The 18,310-nt window shown below is 70.7% G+C and carries 19 protein-coding genes; 12 read left to right on the forward strand and 7 right to left on the reverse strand.

The features are described from left to right. Window positions 1-102: 102 nt before the first annotated feature. The 3 genes from ACFY1H_RS47535 to ACFY1H_RS47545 all read right to left on the reverse strand — a co-directional run bounded on the left by ACFY1H_RS47535 (window position 103) and on the right by ACFY1H_RS47545 (window position 2,784). Entirely contained in the window at window positions 103-855 is a 753-nt protein-coding gene (locus ACFY1H_RS47535; RefSeq protein ID WP_366577527.1) for an alpha/beta hydrolase, read from the reverse strand. Between the two features lie 107 nt (window positions 856-962). Next, window positions 963-1,682 (reverse strand): hypothetical protein, encoded by a 720-nt coding sequence (locus ACFY1H_RS47540; protein ID WP_366577526.1) that lies wholly within the window; start codon window positions 1,680-1,682, stop codon window positions 963-965. A 64-nt stretch (window positions 1,683-1,746) separates the two neighbouring features. Then, window positions 1,747-2,784, reverse strand: a complete 1,038-nt coding sequence (locus ACFY1H_RS47545; RefSeq protein ID WP_386956542.1) for an acyl-CoA dehydrogenase family protein — start codon at window positions 2,782-2,784, stop codon at window positions 1,747-1,749. 104 nt (window positions 2,785-2,888) lie between these two features. Between ACFY1H_RS47545 and ACFY1H_RS47550 the strand changes: the two genes are divergently transcribed. From ACFY1H_RS47550 to ACFY1H_RS47580, 7 genes are all read left to right on the forward strand, one after another. After that, window positions 2,889-4,088, forward strand: a complete 1,200-nt coding sequence (locus tag ACFY1H_RS47550) for an acyl-CoA dehydrogenase family protein (RefSeq protein WP_386956543.1) — start codon at window positions 2,889-2,891, stop codon at window positions 4,086-4,088. A gap of 25 nt (window positions 4,089-4,113) precedes the next feature. Next, window positions 4,114-5,667, forward strand: coding sequence for an AMP-binding protein (locus tag ACFY1H_RS47555; RefSeq protein ID WP_386956544.1), 1,554 nt, complete (start codon window positions 4,114-4,116; stop codon window positions 5,665-5,667). 411 nt (window positions 5,668-6,078) lie between these two features. Next, entirely contained in the window at window positions 6,079-6,906 is an 828-nt protein-coding gene (locus ACFY1H_RS47560; protein ID WP_386956545.1) for an SDR family NAD(P)-dependent oxidoreductase, read from the forward strand. Then, window positions 6,899-7,462 (forward strand): TetR family transcriptional regulator, encoded by a 564-nt coding sequence (locus tag ACFY1H_RS47565; RefSeq protein WP_386956546.1) that lies wholly within the window; start codon window positions 6,899-6,901, stop codon window positions 7,460-7,462. Before ACFY1H_RS47560 ends, ACFY1H_RS47565 begins: the two co-directional genes overlap by 8 nt. A gap of 36 nt (window positions 7,463-7,498) precedes the next feature. Next, a complete protein-coding gene (locus tag ACFY1H_RS47570; protein WP_386956547.1) occupies window positions 7,499-8,035 on the forward strand; it encodes a DinB family protein in 537 nt (178 codons plus the stop codon). Between the two features lie 63 nt (window positions 8,036-8,098). Next, a complete protein-coding gene (gene pcaB, locus ACFY1H_RS47575; protein WP_386956548.1) occupies window positions 8,099-9,454 on the forward strand; it encodes a 3-carboxy-cis,cis-muconate cycloisomerase in 1,356 nt (451 codons plus the stop codon). Window positions 9,455-9,581: 127 nt separating this feature from the next. Next, on the forward strand, window positions 9,582-10,556 hold the full coding sequence (locus tag ACFY1H_RS47580) for an SCO0930 family lipoprotein (RefSeq protein WP_366577510.1): 975 nt from the start codon (window positions 9,582-9,584) through the stop codon (window positions 10,554-10,556). A gap of 147 nt (window positions 10,557-10,703) precedes the next feature. On the opposite strand, the gene ACFY1H_RS47585 is transcribed toward ACFY1H_RS47580, so the two are convergent. Beyond that, entirely contained in the window at window positions 10,704-11,315 is a 612-nt protein-coding gene (locus tag ACFY1H_RS47585; protein WP_366577508.1) for a DUF4383 domain-containing protein, read from the reverse strand. Window positions 11,316-11,500: 185 nt separating this feature from the next. On the opposite strand from ACFY1H_RS47585, the gene ACFY1H_RS47590 reads away from it, so the two are divergent. Further along, window positions 11,501-12,421: a hypothetical protein gene (locus tag ACFY1H_RS47590; protein ID WP_386956549.1), complete on the forward strand. Its 921-nt coding sequence runs from the start codon at window positions 11,501-11,503 to the stop codon at window positions 12,419-12,421. A 3-nt stretch (window positions 12,422-12,424) separates the two neighbouring features. Here the strand turns inward: ACFY1H_RS47590 and ACFY1H_RS47595 are convergent, their stop codons facing one another. Further along, window positions 12,425-13,636: an alpha/beta hydrolase-fold protein gene (locus tag ACFY1H_RS47595; RefSeq protein WP_366577502.1), complete on the reverse strand. Its 1,212-nt coding sequence runs from the start codon at window positions 13,634-13,636 to the stop codon at window positions 12,425-12,427. A gap of 150 nt (window positions 13,637-13,786) precedes the next feature. Continuing rightward, a complete protein-coding gene (locus ACFY1H_RS47600; protein WP_386956550.1) occupies window positions 13,787-14,752 on the reverse strand; it encodes an alpha/beta hydrolase in 966 nt (321 codons plus the stop codon). A 165-nt stretch (window positions 14,753-14,917) separates the two neighbouring features. Between ACFY1H_RS47600 and ACFY1H_RS47605 the strand changes: the two genes are divergently transcribed. From ACFY1H_RS47605 to ACFY1H_RS47620, 4 genes are all read left to right on the forward strand, one after another. Next, entirely contained in the window at window positions 14,918-15,391 is a 474-nt protein-coding gene (locus ACFY1H_RS47605) for a MarR family transcriptional regulator (RefSeq protein WP_366577498.1), read from the forward strand. A gap of 57 nt (window positions 15,392-15,448) precedes the next feature. Beyond that, window positions 15,449-16,297 (forward strand): SAM-dependent methyltransferase, encoded by an 849-nt coding sequence (locus ACFY1H_RS47610; protein ID WP_366577497.1) that lies wholly within the window; start codon window positions 15,449-15,451, stop codon window positions 16,295-16,297. A gap of 120 nt (window positions 16,298-16,417) precedes the next feature. Continuing rightward, entirely contained in the window at window positions 16,418-16,888 is a 471-nt protein-coding gene (locus tag ACFY1H_RS47615) for a hypothetical protein (RefSeq protein ID WP_386956551.1), read from the forward strand. Window positions 16,889-16,892: 4 nt separating this feature from the next. Then, window positions 16,893-17,276 (forward strand): hypothetical protein, encoded by a 384-nt coding sequence (locus ACFY1H_RS47620; RefSeq protein ID WP_386956552.1) that lies wholly within the window; start codon window positions 16,893-16,895, stop codon window positions 17,274-17,276. Between the two features lie 3 nt (window positions 17,277-17,279). On the opposite strand, the gene ACFY1H_RS47625 is transcribed toward ACFY1H_RS47620, so the two are convergent. Beyond that, window positions 17,280-18,218 carry a patatin family protein gene (locus ACFY1H_RS47625; protein WP_366577491.1) on the reverse strand — a complete coding sequence of 313 codons (939 nt, stop codon included), beginning with the start codon at window positions 18,216-18,218 and terminating at the stop codon, window positions 17,280-17,282. Window positions 18,219-18,310 lie beyond the last annotated feature (92 nt).

An 18,310-nucleotide genomic window follows, 5' to 3' on the forward strand; every position in this document is an offset into this window, starting at 1 on the left:
CGATCTTCGCAAATCCAGTCCTACCAGCGGCCCCACGCCTCACCTCACGGCAACACGCACCCCCACCTCGCCCTACTGAGAAAACCTCATTGGGGGCGTGGGTCAGACCAGGTAGCGCTTGGCCCAGGTGGCGAGGATGTCCGCGGCGAACGCGGCGTCCGCGCGGCCGGTGAGCAGGTGGTCGGCCCCGTCGAGCGCGACGAACGACTTCGGGTGGCGGGCGGTGTCGAAGATGAGGCGGGCGTTCTCCACACCCACCTCGGCGTCGACCGGAGAATGCATCACGAGCAGCGCCGCCTTGAGCCCGCGGATCCGCTCGGCCTGCGGCTGCGCGGCGATGTCCTCCAGGAACTGCCTGCGGATGCGGAACGGCCGCCCCGCCAGCACCACCTCGGCCTCGCCGTGGCGCTCGATCTCGTCACGGCAGTCGCCCAGCAGCTTCGCCACGTGCTGCGGATCCGCGGGGGCGGCGATCGTCGCCACGGCCCGCACCTCCGGCACCGCGTGCCGCGCCGCCAGGACGGCCGCCCCGCCCAGCGAGTGCCCGACCAGCAGCTGCGGCGCCTCGTACTCGTCGCGCAGGTGGTTCGCGGCCGCGACCAGGTCGCCGACGTTCGAGCTGAAGTCCGTGTTGGCGAACTCGCCCTCCGACCCGCCGAGCCCGGTGAAGTCGAACCGCAGCACGGCCACGCCGAACGCCGTGAGCCCCCGCGCGACCCGCGTCGCCGCGAGCACGTCCTTGTTGCACGTGAAGCAGTGCGCGAAGAGCGCGTACGCCCTGGGCTTGCCCTCCGGCAGCTCCAGCCGCGCCGCGAGCGACGTGCCCTGAGACCCGGGAAACTCAAACCTCGTCACGCGCTCTCCTTCAGCAAGGACTCCTGAAGCCGATCAGACCACGCGCGGTGCCACCCGGTCGACGACAGCCGGTCGCGAGTGTCCCCTCGTACCCGGAGAACTGACCGTCAGCGGCACTTCACGGAGGCGTCCAGCAACGCGACGTACGTGACCTTCGTACCGACGGCGGTGAAGTCGTACGTCCACGTCGGGTGACCCGGCACGGCCACCGCGAAGTGACCTTCGGGCGTCGGCTTGAGTCCCTTGGCGTCGTAGAGCCGGTGCAGATCGGCCAGCGGCGTGCCCGCCCCGGCTCCCTCCGGCGTCTTGACCTGCGGCGGAGCCACCACCGAGCGCACCTTGTCCCCGGCGAACACCGCCCCGCCACCCGCCGCGAGCTCGGCCGCGCGTTCCTCGCGCAGCTCGGTGACGACGACGGTGGCCGCCGCCGCTTGCGCGCTCAGCTTGGCGGCCGCGGCCGACTGAGCGGCCGACTTCGCGTAGTCGGCCGCCGAACCGCGCAGCCCCGGATCCAGCACGTGCGCGTCGGCGTCCCGGGCCTTCCGGTTCAGGTCGTCGGCCTTGGCCACGGCCTGCTGCTCGGCCTCGAGTGCGCCCGGCTCGGGCGCCGGCCCGCCCGCGAACGTGTACGCCTTGCAGCCGTCGAAGCCCGACATCGGCTCGGCCGCGAGCGTGGTGCCCGTGGCCGCCTTGGCGACGCCCGGCGCGAGGCCGCGCAAGCCGTCGGGTCCCAGCGCCTCAGGCCCCGCCGGCGCACTCGCCTGCGGCCCGGAACTGCATGCCGCCAACGCCACGAGCAACGCAGCACCGATCACGACAACCCGCATGAATTTTTCCCCCTCTTTCCGGGTCGGAAACCTACCCGAACCGGATCAAGGAGGCACCCAGGTTTCAGGCGAACACGTGCTCCGCCACCGCGTCGAGCTGGCGCGCCGTGGAGCCCAGCAGCTGGCGCCGCGCGCGGGCGTGCTTGAGGTGCACGTGCGACGGGTGCTCCCAGGTGAAGCCGATCCCACCGTGGGCCTGCAGGGCGTCACGGGTCGCGGCGTCGGCGGCGTCGCTCGCGGCGGCCACGGCCGTGCGCGCCGCGGCCAGGCCGTCGACGCCGGAATCCACGGTGGAGGCAGCCCACTCGACCAGCAGCCGCGCGGCGTCGAGCTGCACGAACCGGTCGGCGAGCAGGTGCTTGAGCGCCTGGAACGACCCGATCGGCCGCCCGAACTGCTGCCGTTGCTTCGCGTACTCCACCGCTCCGTCGAGCGCCCGCCGCCCCGTGCCGACCAGCTCCGCCGCGAGCACCGTGAGCACCCGCGCCGACACATCGGCCCCGGGCAGCTCGAGGGCCGGCACCGAAGACAGCGAAACCGCCGCGGCCGGCTCGATCACGTCGAAAGCCCCCACCGACTCCCGCCGCACCCCGGCCGACGTCAGGTCGATCCGCACGAACCGGCCCTCGACGGCCGCCACGAGCACGTCCGCGTCGAGGCCGAACGGCACCACGCGCAGCACGCCGTCCACAGTGGACCCGCTCAGCCGCAACGGCGAACGGTGCCCGGGAAACACGGGGAACGTCTCCCACGCCGACACCGCCAAGACCGAACCATCCACAATGTTGTCCACACTGTGCACAGAACTCAGGACGGCCACCGCGGAAACCGCCGCGGCGAACGGGATCCGTGGCAACGCGGCCCCGACTTCCTCGGCCACGACACACAGTTCACGTAAACCACCACCGGACCCGCCGGGCTCCTCGGGCACGCCCAACCCGAGCAGACCGGCGTCGGCGAACGTCTTCCACAGGGCCCCGTCGAGACCCGCGCCCACGGCTTCCCACGCGGGCGGCAGCGGCGCCGTGCGCGCGGCGTCGGCGAGCATCCGCCGCACCGACGCGGCGAGCTCGCGCTGTTCGTCCGTCGTCGCGTAACCCATCACGCCTCCTCGAAGAACCAGGCCCGCATCGAAGCATTGACTATCGGGTCTATCTACGCAACTGTTGAGGTCAGGACAGAGTTGTCACCCAGGCAGGAGGCCGCGTGGGAAGTTTCCGCGAGCAGGTCCGCGAGTTCGTCGCCGCCCTCGCGCCGCCCGGCTGGCGTGGCATCGGCGGCCTCGAAGGCGACGCCTACGCCGAGTTCCGCACCCGGGCCCGCGCGGCGCTGGCCGAACGCGGCTGGGTCGCGCCCGCGTGGCCGGTCGAATACGGCGGTGCCGGCCTCAGCCCGGCCGAACTCGTGGTGCTGGTGGAAGAACTGTCCACCGCCGGGATCCCGTTCGGCTCCGACAACGACGCGTTCGGCATCGGCATGCTCGGCAACACCATGCTCCACTGGGCGAAACCCGAACTGCTCCAGCGGTTCCTGCCGCGCATCGTCTCCGGCGAATACGTGTTCGCCCAGGGCTTCTCCGAGCCCGGCGCCGGGTCCGACCTCGCGTCGCTCGCCCTGCGCGCCGAGCCCGACGGCGACCGCTGGCGGCTCAACGGCCAGAAGCTGTGGTCCTCGGGCGCGCACGTGGCCAACTGGATGTTCGTGCTCGCCCGCACCAACCGGGAAGCGGCGCCGCACAAGGGGATCAGCATGTTGCTGGTCCCCCTCGACCAGCCCGGGGTGGAAATCCGGCCGATTCGCAACATCACCGGCGGCACCGACTTCAACGAGGTCTTTTTCACCGACGCCACCACCGACCGCGACCTCGTGGTGGGCGACGTCGACCGCGGCTGGACCGTCGCGATGACCCTGCTCGGCTTCGAGCGCGGCGAAACCGCCCTGCACGCCCCGATCCGCTTCCGCGCCGAGCTCGACCGGCTGGTCGACCTGGTCCGCGAGCGAGGGCTGGACACCGATCCGGACATCCGCCGCCGCGTCGCGTGGTGCCACGTGCAGGCGGAACAGCTGCGTTGCCACGGCCTCCGCACGGCCGCGCAGTTGATCGACGGCGAGGAGCCCGGGCCGCGCGCGGCGGCCTTCAAGCTGTTGTGGAGCGAGTACCATCGGGTGGTCACGGAGCTCGCGCTCGACGTGCTGGGTCTCGACGCGCTGACGCCGTCGGGGCGGCCGTCGCCGAACTGGTACCACACCGACGATCCCGGCGCGCCGAACTCGACCGCGTCGTGGACCAGCGTCTACCTCAACTCCCGCGCCGGGACGATCTACGCCGGCTCTTCACAGATCCAGCGCGGCATCGTCGGCGACCTGCTGCTCGGGCTGCCCAAGGAACCCAAGCCCGGGCGCTGAACCCGCGGCCTGCCCAGGAGGAGCGATGGTCATTCGCAGCACCTACCCCGACGTCGTCATCCCCGAAGGATCCCTGCCCGGTCTGCTGCTGGGTTCACTCACGCCCGAGGAAGCCGCGTACCCCGCGGTCATCGACGCCGGCTCAGGCAAGCGGCTGACCTACGGCGAACTCGCCACGGGCGTCGAACGCCTCGCCGCCGCGCTGGCCGAACGCGGCATCGGCCGGGGCGACGTCGCCGTGCTCGCCGCGCCGAACTGCTCCGAGTACCCCGTGGTGTTCCACGGCGTGCTGCGCTCGGGCGCCGCGGTGTCGCCCGCCAACCCGCTCAACACCCCCGCCGAGCTGGCGCACCAGCTGCGCGACGCGGGCGCGCGGATCCTGTTCACCACGTCCGCCGGGCTCGGCACCGCGCGCGCCGCCGTGAAAGAAGAAGGCGTACGCGTCGAAGAGCTCGTGGTGCTCGACGCGGCCGACGGCGTGCCGTCGCTCGACGACCTGCTGACCAGTTCCGCCTCCGTGCCTCCCGAGCCGACCGCCGACGACCTCGCCGTGCTGCCGTACTCCTCGGGCACCACCGGGCTGCCGAAGGGCGTGCTGCTGACGCACCGGAACGTCGCCGCGAACCTCAGCCAGATGCAGCCGCTGACCGAGCTGCGCCCGGGCAAGCGCGCGATCGCCGTGCTGCCGCTGTTCCACATCTACGGCATGAACGGGATCATGAACATCAGCCTGCTCAACCGCGCGACCGTGGTGACCATGCCGAGGTTCGACCTCAAGGGCTTCCTCGCCGCCGTGGCCGAGCACCGCGTGGACCACCTGTTCATCGCGCCGCCGATCGCGCTGGCGCTGGCGAAGGTCCCGTTCGTCACCGACTACGACCTCGGCTGCGTCGACGTGGTGATGAGCGCCGCCGCGCCGCTCGACGCCGGCATCGCCCAGGAGCTGGCCGCGCGGCTGAACGTCACGGTCCTGCAGGGCTACGGCCTCACCGAGACCAGCCCCTGCACCCACGGCATCCCGGCCGACCGGCCCGACGTCGACCGCGGGTCGATCGGGCTGCTGATGCCGAGCGTCGAGGCCCGCGTGGTCGACCCCGTGACCGGCGAAGACGCTTCACGCGGCGAGCTGTGGGTACGCGGCCCGAACGTCATGCGCGGCTACCTCAACAATCCCGCGGCCACCGCCGCGACCATCGACAGCGACGGCTACCTGCACACCGGCGACATCGTGACCGTCGACGACGGTGGTGTGTTCCACGTCGTCGACCGGCTCAAGGAACTGATCAAGTACAAGGGTTTCCAGGTCCCGCCCGCCGAACTGGAGGCCCTGCTGCTGACACACCCGGGCATCGCCGACGCCGCCGTGATCGGCGTCCCCGACGACGAGGCCGGCGAGGTACCCAAGGCCTTCGTCGTACGCCGGTCACCAGAGCTGGACGCGGCCGCGGTGCAGGCGTTCGTGGCCGAACGGGTGGCCCCGTACAAGAAGGTGCGGCAGGTGGAATTCGTGGACGCCATCCCGAAGTCGGCCGCCGGCAAGATCCTTCGGAAGGTACTCCGGGCGACCGTTCAGAGCTGACCCCAGGCCGAGCACGACAGCTTGCGTTGAGCTGTCGCCCCCGGCCGCACTTCCCACGGTGACGGCCCGCCACCCCACCAACGCGACGGACGACCGCCCACCGGCGCAACGGACTACCACCCACCAACGCGACGGACTACCACCCCGCCAACGCAACGGGCCCTAACTCACCGCGGGGCGCATGTAGCCAGCCCCCTCCCCGCACCCCGATCCGAAGCCTCCTTGCGGCCGGCGACGCGTTGTCAAGGCACGCTTTCCCGCCTTGACAACGCGTCACCGGCCGTCAACACAATCCAGCTTCGGGGTGCACTCCCAACGCAACACGCCCTGCGAGGACAGACCCATCCCTGGCAATCCGGAGGAACCTCCGCTACGTTAGTAAGTATCTAGTTACTTATTCAAAGGACAACCATGCCACGCACCCTGCTCATCACCGGAACCTCCCGCGGCCTCGGCCGGGCACTCGCGGTCACCGCCCTCAATGCCGGCCACCAAGTCGTGGCCACAGCACGCCGAGCCGACGCAGTCGCGGACCTCGTCTCCGCGTACCCCGAATCCGCCCGCGCGGTGGCCCTCGACGTGCGGGATCCCGAGGCCGCCGCGAGCGCGGTGCAGGTCGCGGTGGACGAGTTCGGCCGGCTGGACGGCGTGGTCAACAACGCCGGGTACGCCAATGTCTCCAGCCTCGAGGACACCCCGCTCGCCGACTTCCGCGATCAGGTCGAGACGAACCTCTGGGGTGCGATCCACGTCAGCCGTGCCGCCCTTCCGGTGTTCCGCGCGCAGGGCGCGGGGCACGTCGTGCAGATCTCGTCGGTGAGCGGGCGGCTGGCGCCGGCGGCGGGGCTCGGGCCGTACGTCACGGCGAAGTTCGCGCTGGAGGGGTTCTCCGAGGCGCTGGCCCTGGAGACGGCCGGGTTCGGCGTCCGCGTGACGGTGGTGGAGGCGGGGTCGATGGCGACGTCGCTGTACTCGTCGATGGACGCGCCCGAGCCGAGCGCCGCGTACGCCTCCGTGCTGGCGCCGATGCGCACGGCCCACGCCACCGGGCGGGCCCCGGGCGTCGACCCGGCGCGGGCGGCGGCGATGATCCTGAGCGTGTTCGAGCTGACCGACCCGCCGTTGTGGCTGCCGCTCTCGGGCGAGGCCGTGGACTTCATCCGGCCCGCGGAGCAGCGGAAACTCGCCGAGCTGGACCGGTGGGAGGAGCTGAGCCGCTCGGTGGACGCCCATGACTGAGGCTCCGGCCCGCGACGCCGCCGCCACCCGCCGCCGCATCCTCGACGCGGCCATCGAGGAGTTCTCCGAGGCCGGGCTCGCGGGCGGGCGCGTCGGCCGCATCGCCGAACGAGCCCGCGCGAACCAGCGCATGATCTACGCGTACTTCGGCAGCAAGGACGGGCTGTTCGAGGCCGTGCTGACGGAGAAGGTGCTGCAGGCGCAAGCCGCGGTGACGTTCGACGCCGCGGACCTGCCGGGGTACGCGTGCCAGGTGTTCGACTTCTACCGCGCCAATCCGCGGATGGTGCGGCTCAACCTGTGGCAGGCCCTCGAACGGCCGGATCTGCTGCCGTCGCTGGCTCCCGTCGAGCGCGCGATGGCCGACAAGGTGGCGGGCATCGCGGCGGCGCAGGCTTCGGGGACGGTGTCGGCGGCGTTGCCGGCCGCCACTCTGCTCGACCTGATCCTGGCGTTGACGTACGGCAACATCGCGCAGGCCGGGAATGCCGCGCTGTGGCCGGATTCGCAGCGAACGGCCCTGGCCACGGCGGTTTCGCGGCTCGTTGCCCGGTGAGCCGGAATTGTCGGTGCCGGGTGAGACCGTGGGCGGATGGAGATTCCCCAGCACTTCTCGCCCACGGCCGAAGGCACGCGAGAGGCGATACCCCGGCTCGCGAGTGAGCGCAACACGCTGGTCGCGTTCCTCGAGTGGCACCGCGAGACGTTCGCGCTGAAGTGCGCGGGCCTCGGCCAGGAGGCCCTGTCGACCAAGGCCGTGTCCCCGTCGGGCCTTTCCCTGCACGGGATTCTGCGGCACCTCGCGGGCGTCGAGCGGTGGTGGTTCCGGCAACAGTTCTCCGGCGAGGACGTGCCCCTGCTCCACTACTCCGACGACGACCCCAACCAGGACTTCGACTCCCTCGACGGCGACGTCACCGAAGCCATGGCGTTGTGGCGCGAGGAGTGCGCCCGCTCGCGGGAGATCGTCGCGGCGGCTTCGTCGCTGGAGGACCAGGGGACGTCGCTGGTGACCGGTGAGCCGTTCACGCTGCGCTGGTTGCTGGTGAACCAGATCGCGGAGTACGCACGGCACAACGGCCACGCCGACCTGCTGCGCGAATCCCTCGACGGGACGGTGGGCCACTGACCCGATGCGAGGCTCCGCACAGGAGCACGGTGGCGGCGGGACCTGCGTGCGATGCTGGGCGCCATGAGCGTCGATCCTGATTCCGGGTTGTTGTCGCCTGTGCGGGCCGGAACACCGGTCGAAGCCGTGACCGGGGACAACGCCGTCGTGAGGGCGATGCTGGCGGCCGAGGCGGCGCTGGCGAGGGCCCAGGCGCGGCTGGGAACCGTGCCGGCCGGGGCGGCGGAGGCGATCACCGCGAAGGCCGCCGAGGTGGCGCGGGAGATCGACGTGCCGGCGTTGGCGAAGGCGGCGCGGGCGACGGCGAACCCCGTTGTCGCGTTGGTCAAGGAGCTCACGGCGGCGGTCGGTGCCGAGCACGCCGACTACGTGCACCGCGGGTCGACGAGCCAGGACATCGTCGACACAGCCTTGATGATCGTCGCGAAGGATGCGCTGGAGCTGCTGCGCGACGACCTGGCGACCACCGCCGCGGCCCTCGCGGACCTGGCTCGGGCGCACCGCGACACCGTGATGCCCGGCCGGACGCTCACGGCCCACGCCGTGCCGACGACATTCGGGCTCAAGGCCGCGGGCTGGCGGCAGTACGTGCTCGACGCGGCCGAGCGGGTGCGCCGCCTCGAGCTGCCCGTGTCACTGGGCGGCGCGGCGGGGACGCTGGCCGCGTACGTCGAGTACGGCGACGGCACCGCGGACTACGCGGAACGGCTCGTCGAGACCTTCGCCGAGGAGACCGGCCTGGCCACCACGACGTTGCCCTGGCACGCGAACCGCACGCCCGTCGCCGATCTCGTGGCCGCGCTCGCCCAAACCGCCACGGCGCTGGGCAAGTTCGCCGTCGACGTCCAGGTGCTCACGCGCACCGAGATCAGTGAGGTCGCCGAGCCCACTGGCGGCGGCTCGTCGGCGATGCCGCACAAGCGCAACCCCGTGTTGTCGGCCCTGATCCGTTCGGCCGCGCTGCAGGTACCGGTGCTCGCGGCGGGCGTGACGCAGTCCGGGCTGGCCGAGGACGAGCGGTCCGCCGGCGTGTGGCAGGCCGAGTGGCAGCTGCTGCGCGAGTGTCTGCGCCTCACGGGCGGGGCCGCGAACACAGCCGTCGAGCTGGCGCGCGGCTTGACCGTGGACGCGGAGCGGATGCGGGCGGACGTCGGCCTCACGCACGGGCTGATCGTGTCGGAACGGCTGTCGGCCGCGCTGGCGCCGTTGCTCGGCAAGGCGCGGGCGAAGGACGTGCTCGGCGAAGCGTCGAAGCGGGCGGTCGGCGAGAACCGGCCGCTGCGGGAGGTTCTCGCCGAGGTTCCCGAGCTCACCGACGTCCTCGACCCCGCGAAGCTCGACGACCTCCTCGATCCCGCGCAGTACACGGGCGCGGCCGGGCGACTGGTCGACCTCGCCCTCGAAGGTGACGGAAAGTAGTTGCGACTTCTGCTGAACCGCTTCGCGCGACCTCCCGTGTAGGAGGGTGGGAAGCGTTCCTCGCGGAACGCGGGGGGTACCGGCAGCTGCGCCTGGCGCGGCGACCACGTACCCAAGGAGAAGTTCCATGCTTCGCAGGTTCCGCACGGGCGTCATCGTCGTCTCGGCGGCCGCAGGGCTCACGCTGCTGAGCGCCTGCTCGGGCACGACCGCTCCACCCGCGCCGGCGCCCGGCGGCGGGACCGGGGGCGGTCAGGTCGGCAACGCCGCGGCCGTGACCGAGACGGCCGTCAAACTCGCGGCCACCGACGTCGGTGGGCTGGGCAAAGTCCTCACCGACGCCGACGGCCACACCCTCTACCGCTTCGACAAGGACACCGCCAAACCGCCGAAGTCCGCGTGCGTGGACGACTGCGCCAAGGCGTGGCCGCCGCTGCTGTCGAAGGGCGACGTGCAGCTCGACGGCGTCGACAAGAGCCTCGTCGGCAGCGTGACCCGCGCCGACGGCACCGAGCAGGTGACCGTGAACGGCTGGCCGCTCTACACCTACGCCAAGGACACCACGCCCGGCGACGCCACCGGCCAGGGCGTGAACGGCACCTGGTTCGCGGCCACGCCGACCGGCGGCAAAGCCGGCAAGTCCACTTCGGACGGTGTGAAGCTCAGCGCCGGCGAGGTCGACGGCGTCGGCGCGGCCGTGGTCGACCAGGACGGCCGCACGCTCTACCTGTTCACCAAGGACAGCAAGAAACCCTCGAAGTCCACTTGCAACGGTGACTGCGCCAAGCTGTGGCCGCCGGTGCTGACCACCGGCGACGTCGCGCTCGACGGCATCGACGCCAAGCTGCTCGGCAGCGTCAAGCGCGCCGACGGCACCACGCAGGCCACGCTCGGCGGCTGGCCGCTGTACCGGTACTCGAAGGACACCGCGCCCGGCCAGGCCAACGGCATGGGCGTGAAGGGCACCTGGTTCGTGATCGAGCCCAACGGCTGCAAGTCCGGCACCACGACGAGCACCGGAACCGCGCCCGCCAAGCCGACCACGAGTGCCCCGGCCACCAGCGCCCCGGCGGCCGCGCCGAGCGACCCGTACAGCTACTGACCCCAGACCCGGCGCCGCGCCCCGACAGCGCGTCGCTTGGACAACCGGCCACGGGCGGCGGAAGGAGGGGCAGTTCCCGAACACCGAAGGCCCGGCAACCGCGGGGGTTGCCGGGCCTTCGGCCTGAAACGTTGGCGCGCCGGGAGGCTAGTGCGCCAGACCTGGGCCGCGCTTGTCCCGGGCCGGGATCTCCCGGGTCTGGGTCTCGCGCGTCGTCTCCCGTGTCGGCGTGTGGTCGTCGTCCTCGACCCGCTCGATCACGCTCGTCTGAGCCCGATCCGCCGTGATCGGCTCCACGTCCTCTTCCGGCAGCCGCACCTTGCGCCGCGCCGGCGCCATCGCGATCACCAGACCCAGCACGGCGATGCCGAGGTGCAGCCAGTTGTCCGGCGTCGTGAGGTCCAGCGGGTTGCCGGCGACGGCGAACGGGTTGGCCGCGACCATCCCGGTGATCATCAGGCCCCACACGAACAGCACGCCGTAGCCGACGAAGAGCAGCCAGCCGAACGTCCGCGCGCGACCGGAACCGAACGCGAGCAGCACGCCGATCACGCCGGTCACGACGTGCACGAGGTTGTTCATCGGGTTGCCGGAGAACCGCCAGAAGCCCGCGTCGTGGTGCCCGGTGAAGGCCCCGACGCCGGTCCGCGCGAAGCCGATGACGCCGTAGACGAGGAACGCGATGCCCACCAGGGCGGCCAGGACCTGCGCGGGCTGCAGACCCTCCACCCGGATCCGGGCTCCGTGCGCATGAACCATGACTTCAGTCCTTCCCGTGGTGAGCTGACTCACGCGGAGGGAGTACCCCGTCTTCACCCGGAGTGAAACGCCGGTGCTTGCCCGCAGGCCCCCGGAGCGTCACCGAATTCGGCCTTGTTCGAGATCAATGCCACAAAAGGCCCCCGATTCGGCAACACCGAACGGGTGACCGGACAAGTCCGGTCATGCGCAAAGTGAACATCCTCTTCCTCGTGGGGCTGTGCCTGGGGGCACTCGTCGCGCTGGTGCTCGTGGTGGCGGAGCCGCAGCGCCACATCGTCACCGCGCTGGGACCGACACCGGTCGCGGCAGCCGGCACGGAGAGCTCGACCGATTCCGTGGCTCCGGATACCCCGTCTTCCCCGTCGCCCACGCCGTCCGGCAAAACCACTCCGTCGTCCGGTGGCGCCAAGTCCGGCGCGACGACCGCCCAAGCATTGGAGGCGCTCGTCCCGCGCGGGCACGTGAGCGTCGTGGTCTACGACCGCACGGCGGGGACCACCCTGCTTTCGGTGAACGCGGACCGTACTTACACGTCGGCGTCGCTGGTGAAGCTGATGATCGCGGTGTCCGCTCTGGAGAACGGCACCCAGGCCGGTGTCGTCAAGGAAATGCTGTCCCGCAGCGACGACGACACCGCCAGCGCGCTGTGGGTTGCCAACGGGGAGACGAACATCGTCGAAAGCGCAATCCAGCGCATGGGCCTCACCGGAACGCACCCGCCCGCCAGCCCGGGCCGCTGGGGCGACACGGAGATCACGGCCGGCGACATCACGAAGATCTACCGCTACCTGTTCACCAAGGCCCCCGCCGACGAACGCACGATCATCCTCGCCGCCCTGCACGGCGCCACCGAGTTCGGCGCCGACGGTTTCCGCCAGTACTTCGGCATTCCCGACGCCCTGGGCGCCGGCAACTTCGCCGTGAAGCAAGGCTGGTCCTGCTGCCGCCCGACCCGCATGCTCCACACCTCGGGCACCGTCGGCAAGAACGACCGCTACCTCGTCACCGTCCTCACCGAACAGCCGCAGTCGGTCGGCTACGCCACCGCGTCGGCGCAGATCACGTCCGTCGTGAAGAACCTCTTGCCACTGCTGGGAATGTGACCGTCACTCGTCCATCGCGGACAACGCGCCGCGCGCCCCCGACTTCGGCAGCGGCCACGGCCGCACACCGCCGCTGACGTCGACCTGCCGCCCGGCCGCGGACGGCGCGGGGATGCGCGCGCCGATCCACGCCAGGACATCCGGGAGCTGTGACTTGAACGTGTTCATGTTGTGGCCCGCATCCGGGATGCGCCACGAGGAGAAGCGAATCGGGGCCTGCGCGGCGGCGCGGATCTGGTCGATGGCGAAGCTCTCGTAGTTCTCCTTGTCCCCCGAGATCGCGAGAATGTCCACAGGGGACGGATGCAGCCGCACGTTCACGCGGACGTTGTTGGCGTCGTCGATGTCGTGGCGGCCGTGGAAGAGGTCTTCGGTTTCGGAGTCCACCTGGGCCCGGTCGTAGCCGCTGACACTGACCGCCTGCGCGAACCACTGCGGGTGGCGCGTCACGAGGTTCATGGCGCAGTAGCCGCCCGAGGACCAGCCCGCGATGGTCCACGCGCCGCGCGCCGGATTGAGACCGAGCCGTTGGATCGCCCACTCGCGGACATCGGCGGCGAGATAGGTGTCGTTCGGGGTGCCGCCGACCTCGTCGACGCATTCGGTGTCGTGGCCGACCTTCGGGACGCCCGTCGGGTCCGGGATCACGACGACGGTGGGCGGCAGCACGTGCTTGGCGATCGCCGCGTCGAGCTGTTCGGGCAGGTGGTAGCCGCTCGTGGCGACCTCGGGGCCCGACGGGTAGTTCGGGATCCACTCGATCGCCGGGAACTTCAGCGAGTGGTACGCCTGCTGGAAGTACTGCGGCGGCAGGTACACGGCGACGTCGCGCACCAGCCCGGTACGCCGGCCCGTGACCTTCATGTGCAGCACGGTCCCCTTGCCCTCGCGCGCGTGGACCACGCCGAGGTCGCGCATCCTGTCGAGGTCCGCGCCGTTGTCGCCGGCCTCAGCGTCGACGCTTTCGGCCGCGTACACGCCCGTGCCGAGCAACGAGCCGAGCGTCGGGAAGAAGCCGCCGATCAGGTTGCCCACGAGCGAAACGCTCACCACGACCAGCACCACGGCCGTGAGCACGGTGGCGCTGCGCCCGAGCTGCTTGCGCTTGCGCCAGCGGTCCCAGAACCACGGGACGGCCACGACCGCGAGCACGGCCAGCACGCCGATCACGATCACTTCGACCGGCGAGTCCAGCCGGATGCTGCTCAGGTGCACGGGACCCCCTCCTCCGGCGCGTGTCCGGAAGATCGAACCCGCTGTACAAACCCCTGTACAAGAAACGTTCGGCGGGCCACCCCCGTTGTGATCAGGTGAGCGCCGTCACAAGATCAAGAGGGTAGCCCGCCGGGCGTCTCAGCTGCGGTTTCAGGCCCCGAAGGCGGTACGCAGGACGCTGATCGCCTGCTTGATCGCGGCATCGGCGGCCCCGGTCTCGCGCAGCGCGTTGACCATCACGAAGTCGTGGATGGCGCCGCCGTAGCGCGCGGCCGTCACGGCGACGCCCGCCTGGCGCAGCTTCGCCGCGTACGCCTCGCCCTCGTCTCGAAGCACATCGGCCTCGCCGGTGATCACGAGCGCCGGCGGCAGGTCGGCGAGCTCTTCGAGCGACGCGCGCAGCGGCGACGCGGTGATCTCGGCGCGCTGGGCCTCGTCGGTCGTGTACTGGTCCCAGAACCACTTCATGGCGTCGCGCTGCAAGAAGTAGCCCGTGGCGAACAGGCGGTAGGACTCGGTGTCGAAGCTGGCGTCGGTGACCGGGTAGAAGAGCACCTGCTGCAGGAAGCGCACGTCGCCGCGCTGCTTGGCCATGATCGTGAGCGCGGCGGTCATGTTCCCGCCCACGGAGTCGCCGGCGATGGCGACGCGCGAGGTGTCGAGCCCCTTCTCGGCACCGTGCTCGACGGCCCACTTCGCGACCGCGTAGTTCTCCTCGATCGCGACGGGGTAGCGCGCCTCGGGCGAAAGGCTGTACTCGGGGAAGACCACGGCCGCGCCGGTGCCGGCGGCGAGCTCGCGGACCAGGCGCTCGTGGGTGTGGAAGCCGCCGAAGACCCAGCCGGCGCCGTGGACGTACACGAGGATCGGCAGCGGACCGGTCACGCCCTGGGGCTTGACGATGCGGACCTCGACGTCGCCGTTCGGGCCACCCGGCACCTGGACGACCTCGATGTCGGCGGGCGGCATCTCGACGGGGCCGTCCTGCACGCCGTCCACGGCCTTGCGGCCTTCGGCCGGCGGGAGCTCGAACAGGAACGGGTGCGCGGCCGTGGCCTCGGAGAACGCCTGCGCGGCGGGTTCGAGGGCGAGGTTCTGCGGGTTCGGGGTGGTCATCTCGGGTCTCCTCCAGGCGGTGTCCGTTGCTGACTCTTCAGAAGTTATTACGCAACTCAGTTGTGCACAACTAAACGGAGGACAATGAGATCTAAGGCACTTGAGTTGCCCGGACGGGCACATCTCGGGGATCATCGAGAGTTACACCTTGCAGAGGAGGTACCCATGACCAGCCAGGATCCCGGCGAAACCGGCTCGCTCCTGCTCGACGACCAGCTCTGCTTCGGGCTCTACTCCGCGTCGCGTGCCGTCACGTCGCTCTACCGGACGCTGCTCGAACCGCTCGACCTCACGTACCCGCAGTACCTCGTGATGCTGGCGCTGTGGGAGCACGACGCCCAGCAGGTCAAGGAGCTCGGCGCCGCGCTGAACCTCGACTCGGGCACGTTGTCGCCGCTGTTGAAGCGCCTGGAGAAGGCCGGCCTCGTCACGCGTGAACGCCAGGCCGACGACGAGCGGTCCGTGCGGATCACGCTCACCGACCAAGGCGAGGCGTTGCGCGAACAGGCCGAGCGGATCCCGCCGCACATCGGCCGGGCGCTGGGCTTCGACCTCGACACGATCGTCCGGCTGCGCACTTCGATGGACCAGTTGACGGAATCCGTGAACGCCTATCGGGAGGCCCTGACCACGGCTTGATCCGCCCGCCGCCGGCCGTGGTTAGCATGGGCGCGAACTCCGGCGGTGAGGACGGCGATGATCGAAAAAGACGAAGCCCTGCGCGCTGTCGAAGGCAGCATCGACCGGCCGTCCGCGGCGCGGATCTACGACTACTTCATCGGCGGTCACACGAACTACGCCATCGACCGCGAGTTCGCCGAGAAGGTGCGCGCGCGGCTGCCGCTCATGGGCGACTACTGCCTGACCAGCCGGCAGTTCCTGGGCCGCGCCGTGCGCCAGTCCGTGCGCGCCGGCATCCGGCAGTTCATCGACATCGGCTCAGGCCTGCCGACGGCCGGCAACGTGCACGAGGTCGCCGACAACGAGCGCCGCGAGCACGACGTGAACGTGCTCTACATCGACAACGAGCCCGTGGCGCTCGCGCATTCGCAGATCCTGCTCGACCAGACCGCCGACCCGGAGCGCCACGAAGCCGTGGCCGCCGACCTGCTGCAGCCGGAAGAGCTGTGGGACCGCGTGATGGACTCCGACGTGATCGACGTGCGCCGGCCCGTCGCGCTGATCGTGAACGCGGTGCTGCACTTCATCAAGGACGACCAGGACCCCGACGGCATCCTGTCCTTCTACCGCGAACGCGTCGCGCCCGGTTCGCTGCTGGTGCTCTCGCAGATGACCAACGAGAACCCCGTGGACGACGACGAACGCCAGGCGCTGGCCGACCTCCTGGAGTACTACGAGTCCACGACCAACCCCGGCGTCCTGCGGACCATGGCGGAGTTCTCCCGGTTCTTCGGCGGGTGGCCGCTGCTGGAACCCGGCCTCGTCTACGCGCCGGCGTGGCACCCGGACCGCAACTCCGTGTTCGCGAAGGCGCCTTCGGAGTCGCGCGTGATCGGCGGGGTGGCGCGGAAACCGTCGCTCTGACCGTTTTCGCCGCCCCCGGTGGGGTGAAACCGACCCGGGATCAACCCTGGGTTTGACGCTTGCCGGCCCGCCGCCCGCCAAGCTGGTGCTCACCTGGAGTTCTGCCTGGAGGGGACCACCGTGAGCAACACCGTCAACATCCTCATCGGACTCGTCGTGCTGGCGTGGCTGTGTTGGCGACAGACGCAGAAACGCCTCGTTCGCGAAGACCGCAAACCGACCGTCCTGCTCATCCTCGCTGTGCTCGGCGTGGTCTCCCTCGCGTCCTTCTTCAAGGGCACCACCCCGGGCACGCCCGCCGTCCTGCTGCTCATCGGCAGCCTGGTCGTCGCGGCCCTCTTCGGCCTCGTCCGCGCCTACACCGTGCGCCTCTGGCGCGCCGACAGCCAGCTCTGGCGCCAGGGCACGTGGCTCACCGTCGCCCTGTGGGTGGTCGCCATCGCCGTCCACATCGGACTGGACTTCGTGATCGACGCGAACAGCCCGGCCAAGGGCCTGGGGAGCGCCTCGATCCTGCTGTACCTCGCGGTTTCGCTGGGCGCGCAGCGGCTGGTGGTCCAGTCGAGGGCCAACCACGTCGTGGCGGTCTGACGCAGTGGTGCGCAAGAGCCCGCAGGAGAAGAAGGCCCTGAGCTACGAGAAGGACCGGCGCAACAACTACGGCGAGAACGACAAGAGCTCACGCAAGAACATCCACCGCAACAAGCGCACGCCCAACCGCGCTGACCGGCGCCACGGCCGCTTGGTGACGCACGCGGCAGCCGGTCCCGTCGATCTCGAAGCCGCCGAGCAGGCGGACGAGCGACTCGGCGTCATGAAGTCGCACTGGTTCACCATGCGCTGGCGGAAGTTCCGCGACGCGCCACTGGCCGACGACGTCGTGTACCGCCTCGCGCGCCGGGCGCGGAAGGGAATGACCACGCCCGAAGCCGCCGAGGAGCGCATCGAACGCGTTCGCCGGCGAGCGCGGCGGAGCTGAGCTTCAGGAAGCTTCCCTCAGCTGCTCCAACGCGCTGTACACCGCGTCCCGCCCCAGTTCCACCGCACGGCGCAGGACGGAGGGGTCGCGTTCCAGGGCGCCGACGGCCGGGGAGCCGGCGGGTGGGCGGATGCTCGCCAGGCGGGGGTCTTCGCGTAGCAGGCGTTCGTCGTCGAGGTCGTGGGCGTATTGGTCGCGCCAGGCGTTGATCGTGCCCGGGGCGTGGCGGCGCAGGAAGCGGGGCACGACGACGTCCTGGACCCGGGGCGGTGGGGCCGGGAGCTCGTCCGAGCGGCGCGTGCGCAGGACCAGCACGTCCGTCGCGCCTTGAGCGAGGGCCGTCCGAAAGGGCAGCGGCTCCGCCACGCCCGCGTCGACAAAGCGATGCCCGCCCATCGCGATGGGCGGGCCGGCGAGGACAGGCATGCACGACGAGGCCGCCAGGGCGGTTTTGATGTCGGCAACCTCGGAGATGAACGGGTGCAGGTCGGTGGACTCGCCGGTGTCCGCGTCGGTCGCCAGGGGGTGGAAGGTGACGGGGTTGGCGAGGATCGCCGGGAAGTCCATGGGCTCCAGCACCGAATACACCTGGTGCACGAGGTAGTCCAGGTCGATCACGGACTTGCCCCGCAGCGCTTGGAGCGGGTTGATGATCCGGCGCATCACGGTGGGGTTCCACCAGGTGCGCACGCCCGTCTGCGAGCGTCCGCAGAGCAGCCACGCGGCGTTCAGCGCGCCGGCAGACGAGCCGTAGACGGCGTCGAACGCGGGTGTCGCGCCCATCTCGTCCAGGGCCAGGACCATGCCGCTCGAGTACGTGCCGCGGCTGCTGCCCCCTTCGATCGCGAGCACGAGGCGGCGGTCGTCACTCCGCTCCCCCGGCACGCTGCCCGACGCCAGCCGCTCGTTGATCAGTTCCAGAACCGGGTGCACGGTGTCCATCCTGGTCGGTTCACGCCATTCGTCGACCCGATTTGCCCCACCCTGCCGGGTGACCTGCGTTGCACCGGGTTGCACTGCACCTAGTTGCATAG

Source organism: Amycolatopsis sp. NPDC001319 (genome assembly GCF_042896185.1).
Lineage (GTDB): Bacteria > Actinomycetota > Actinomycetes > Mycobacteriales > Pseudonocardiaceae > Amycolatopsis.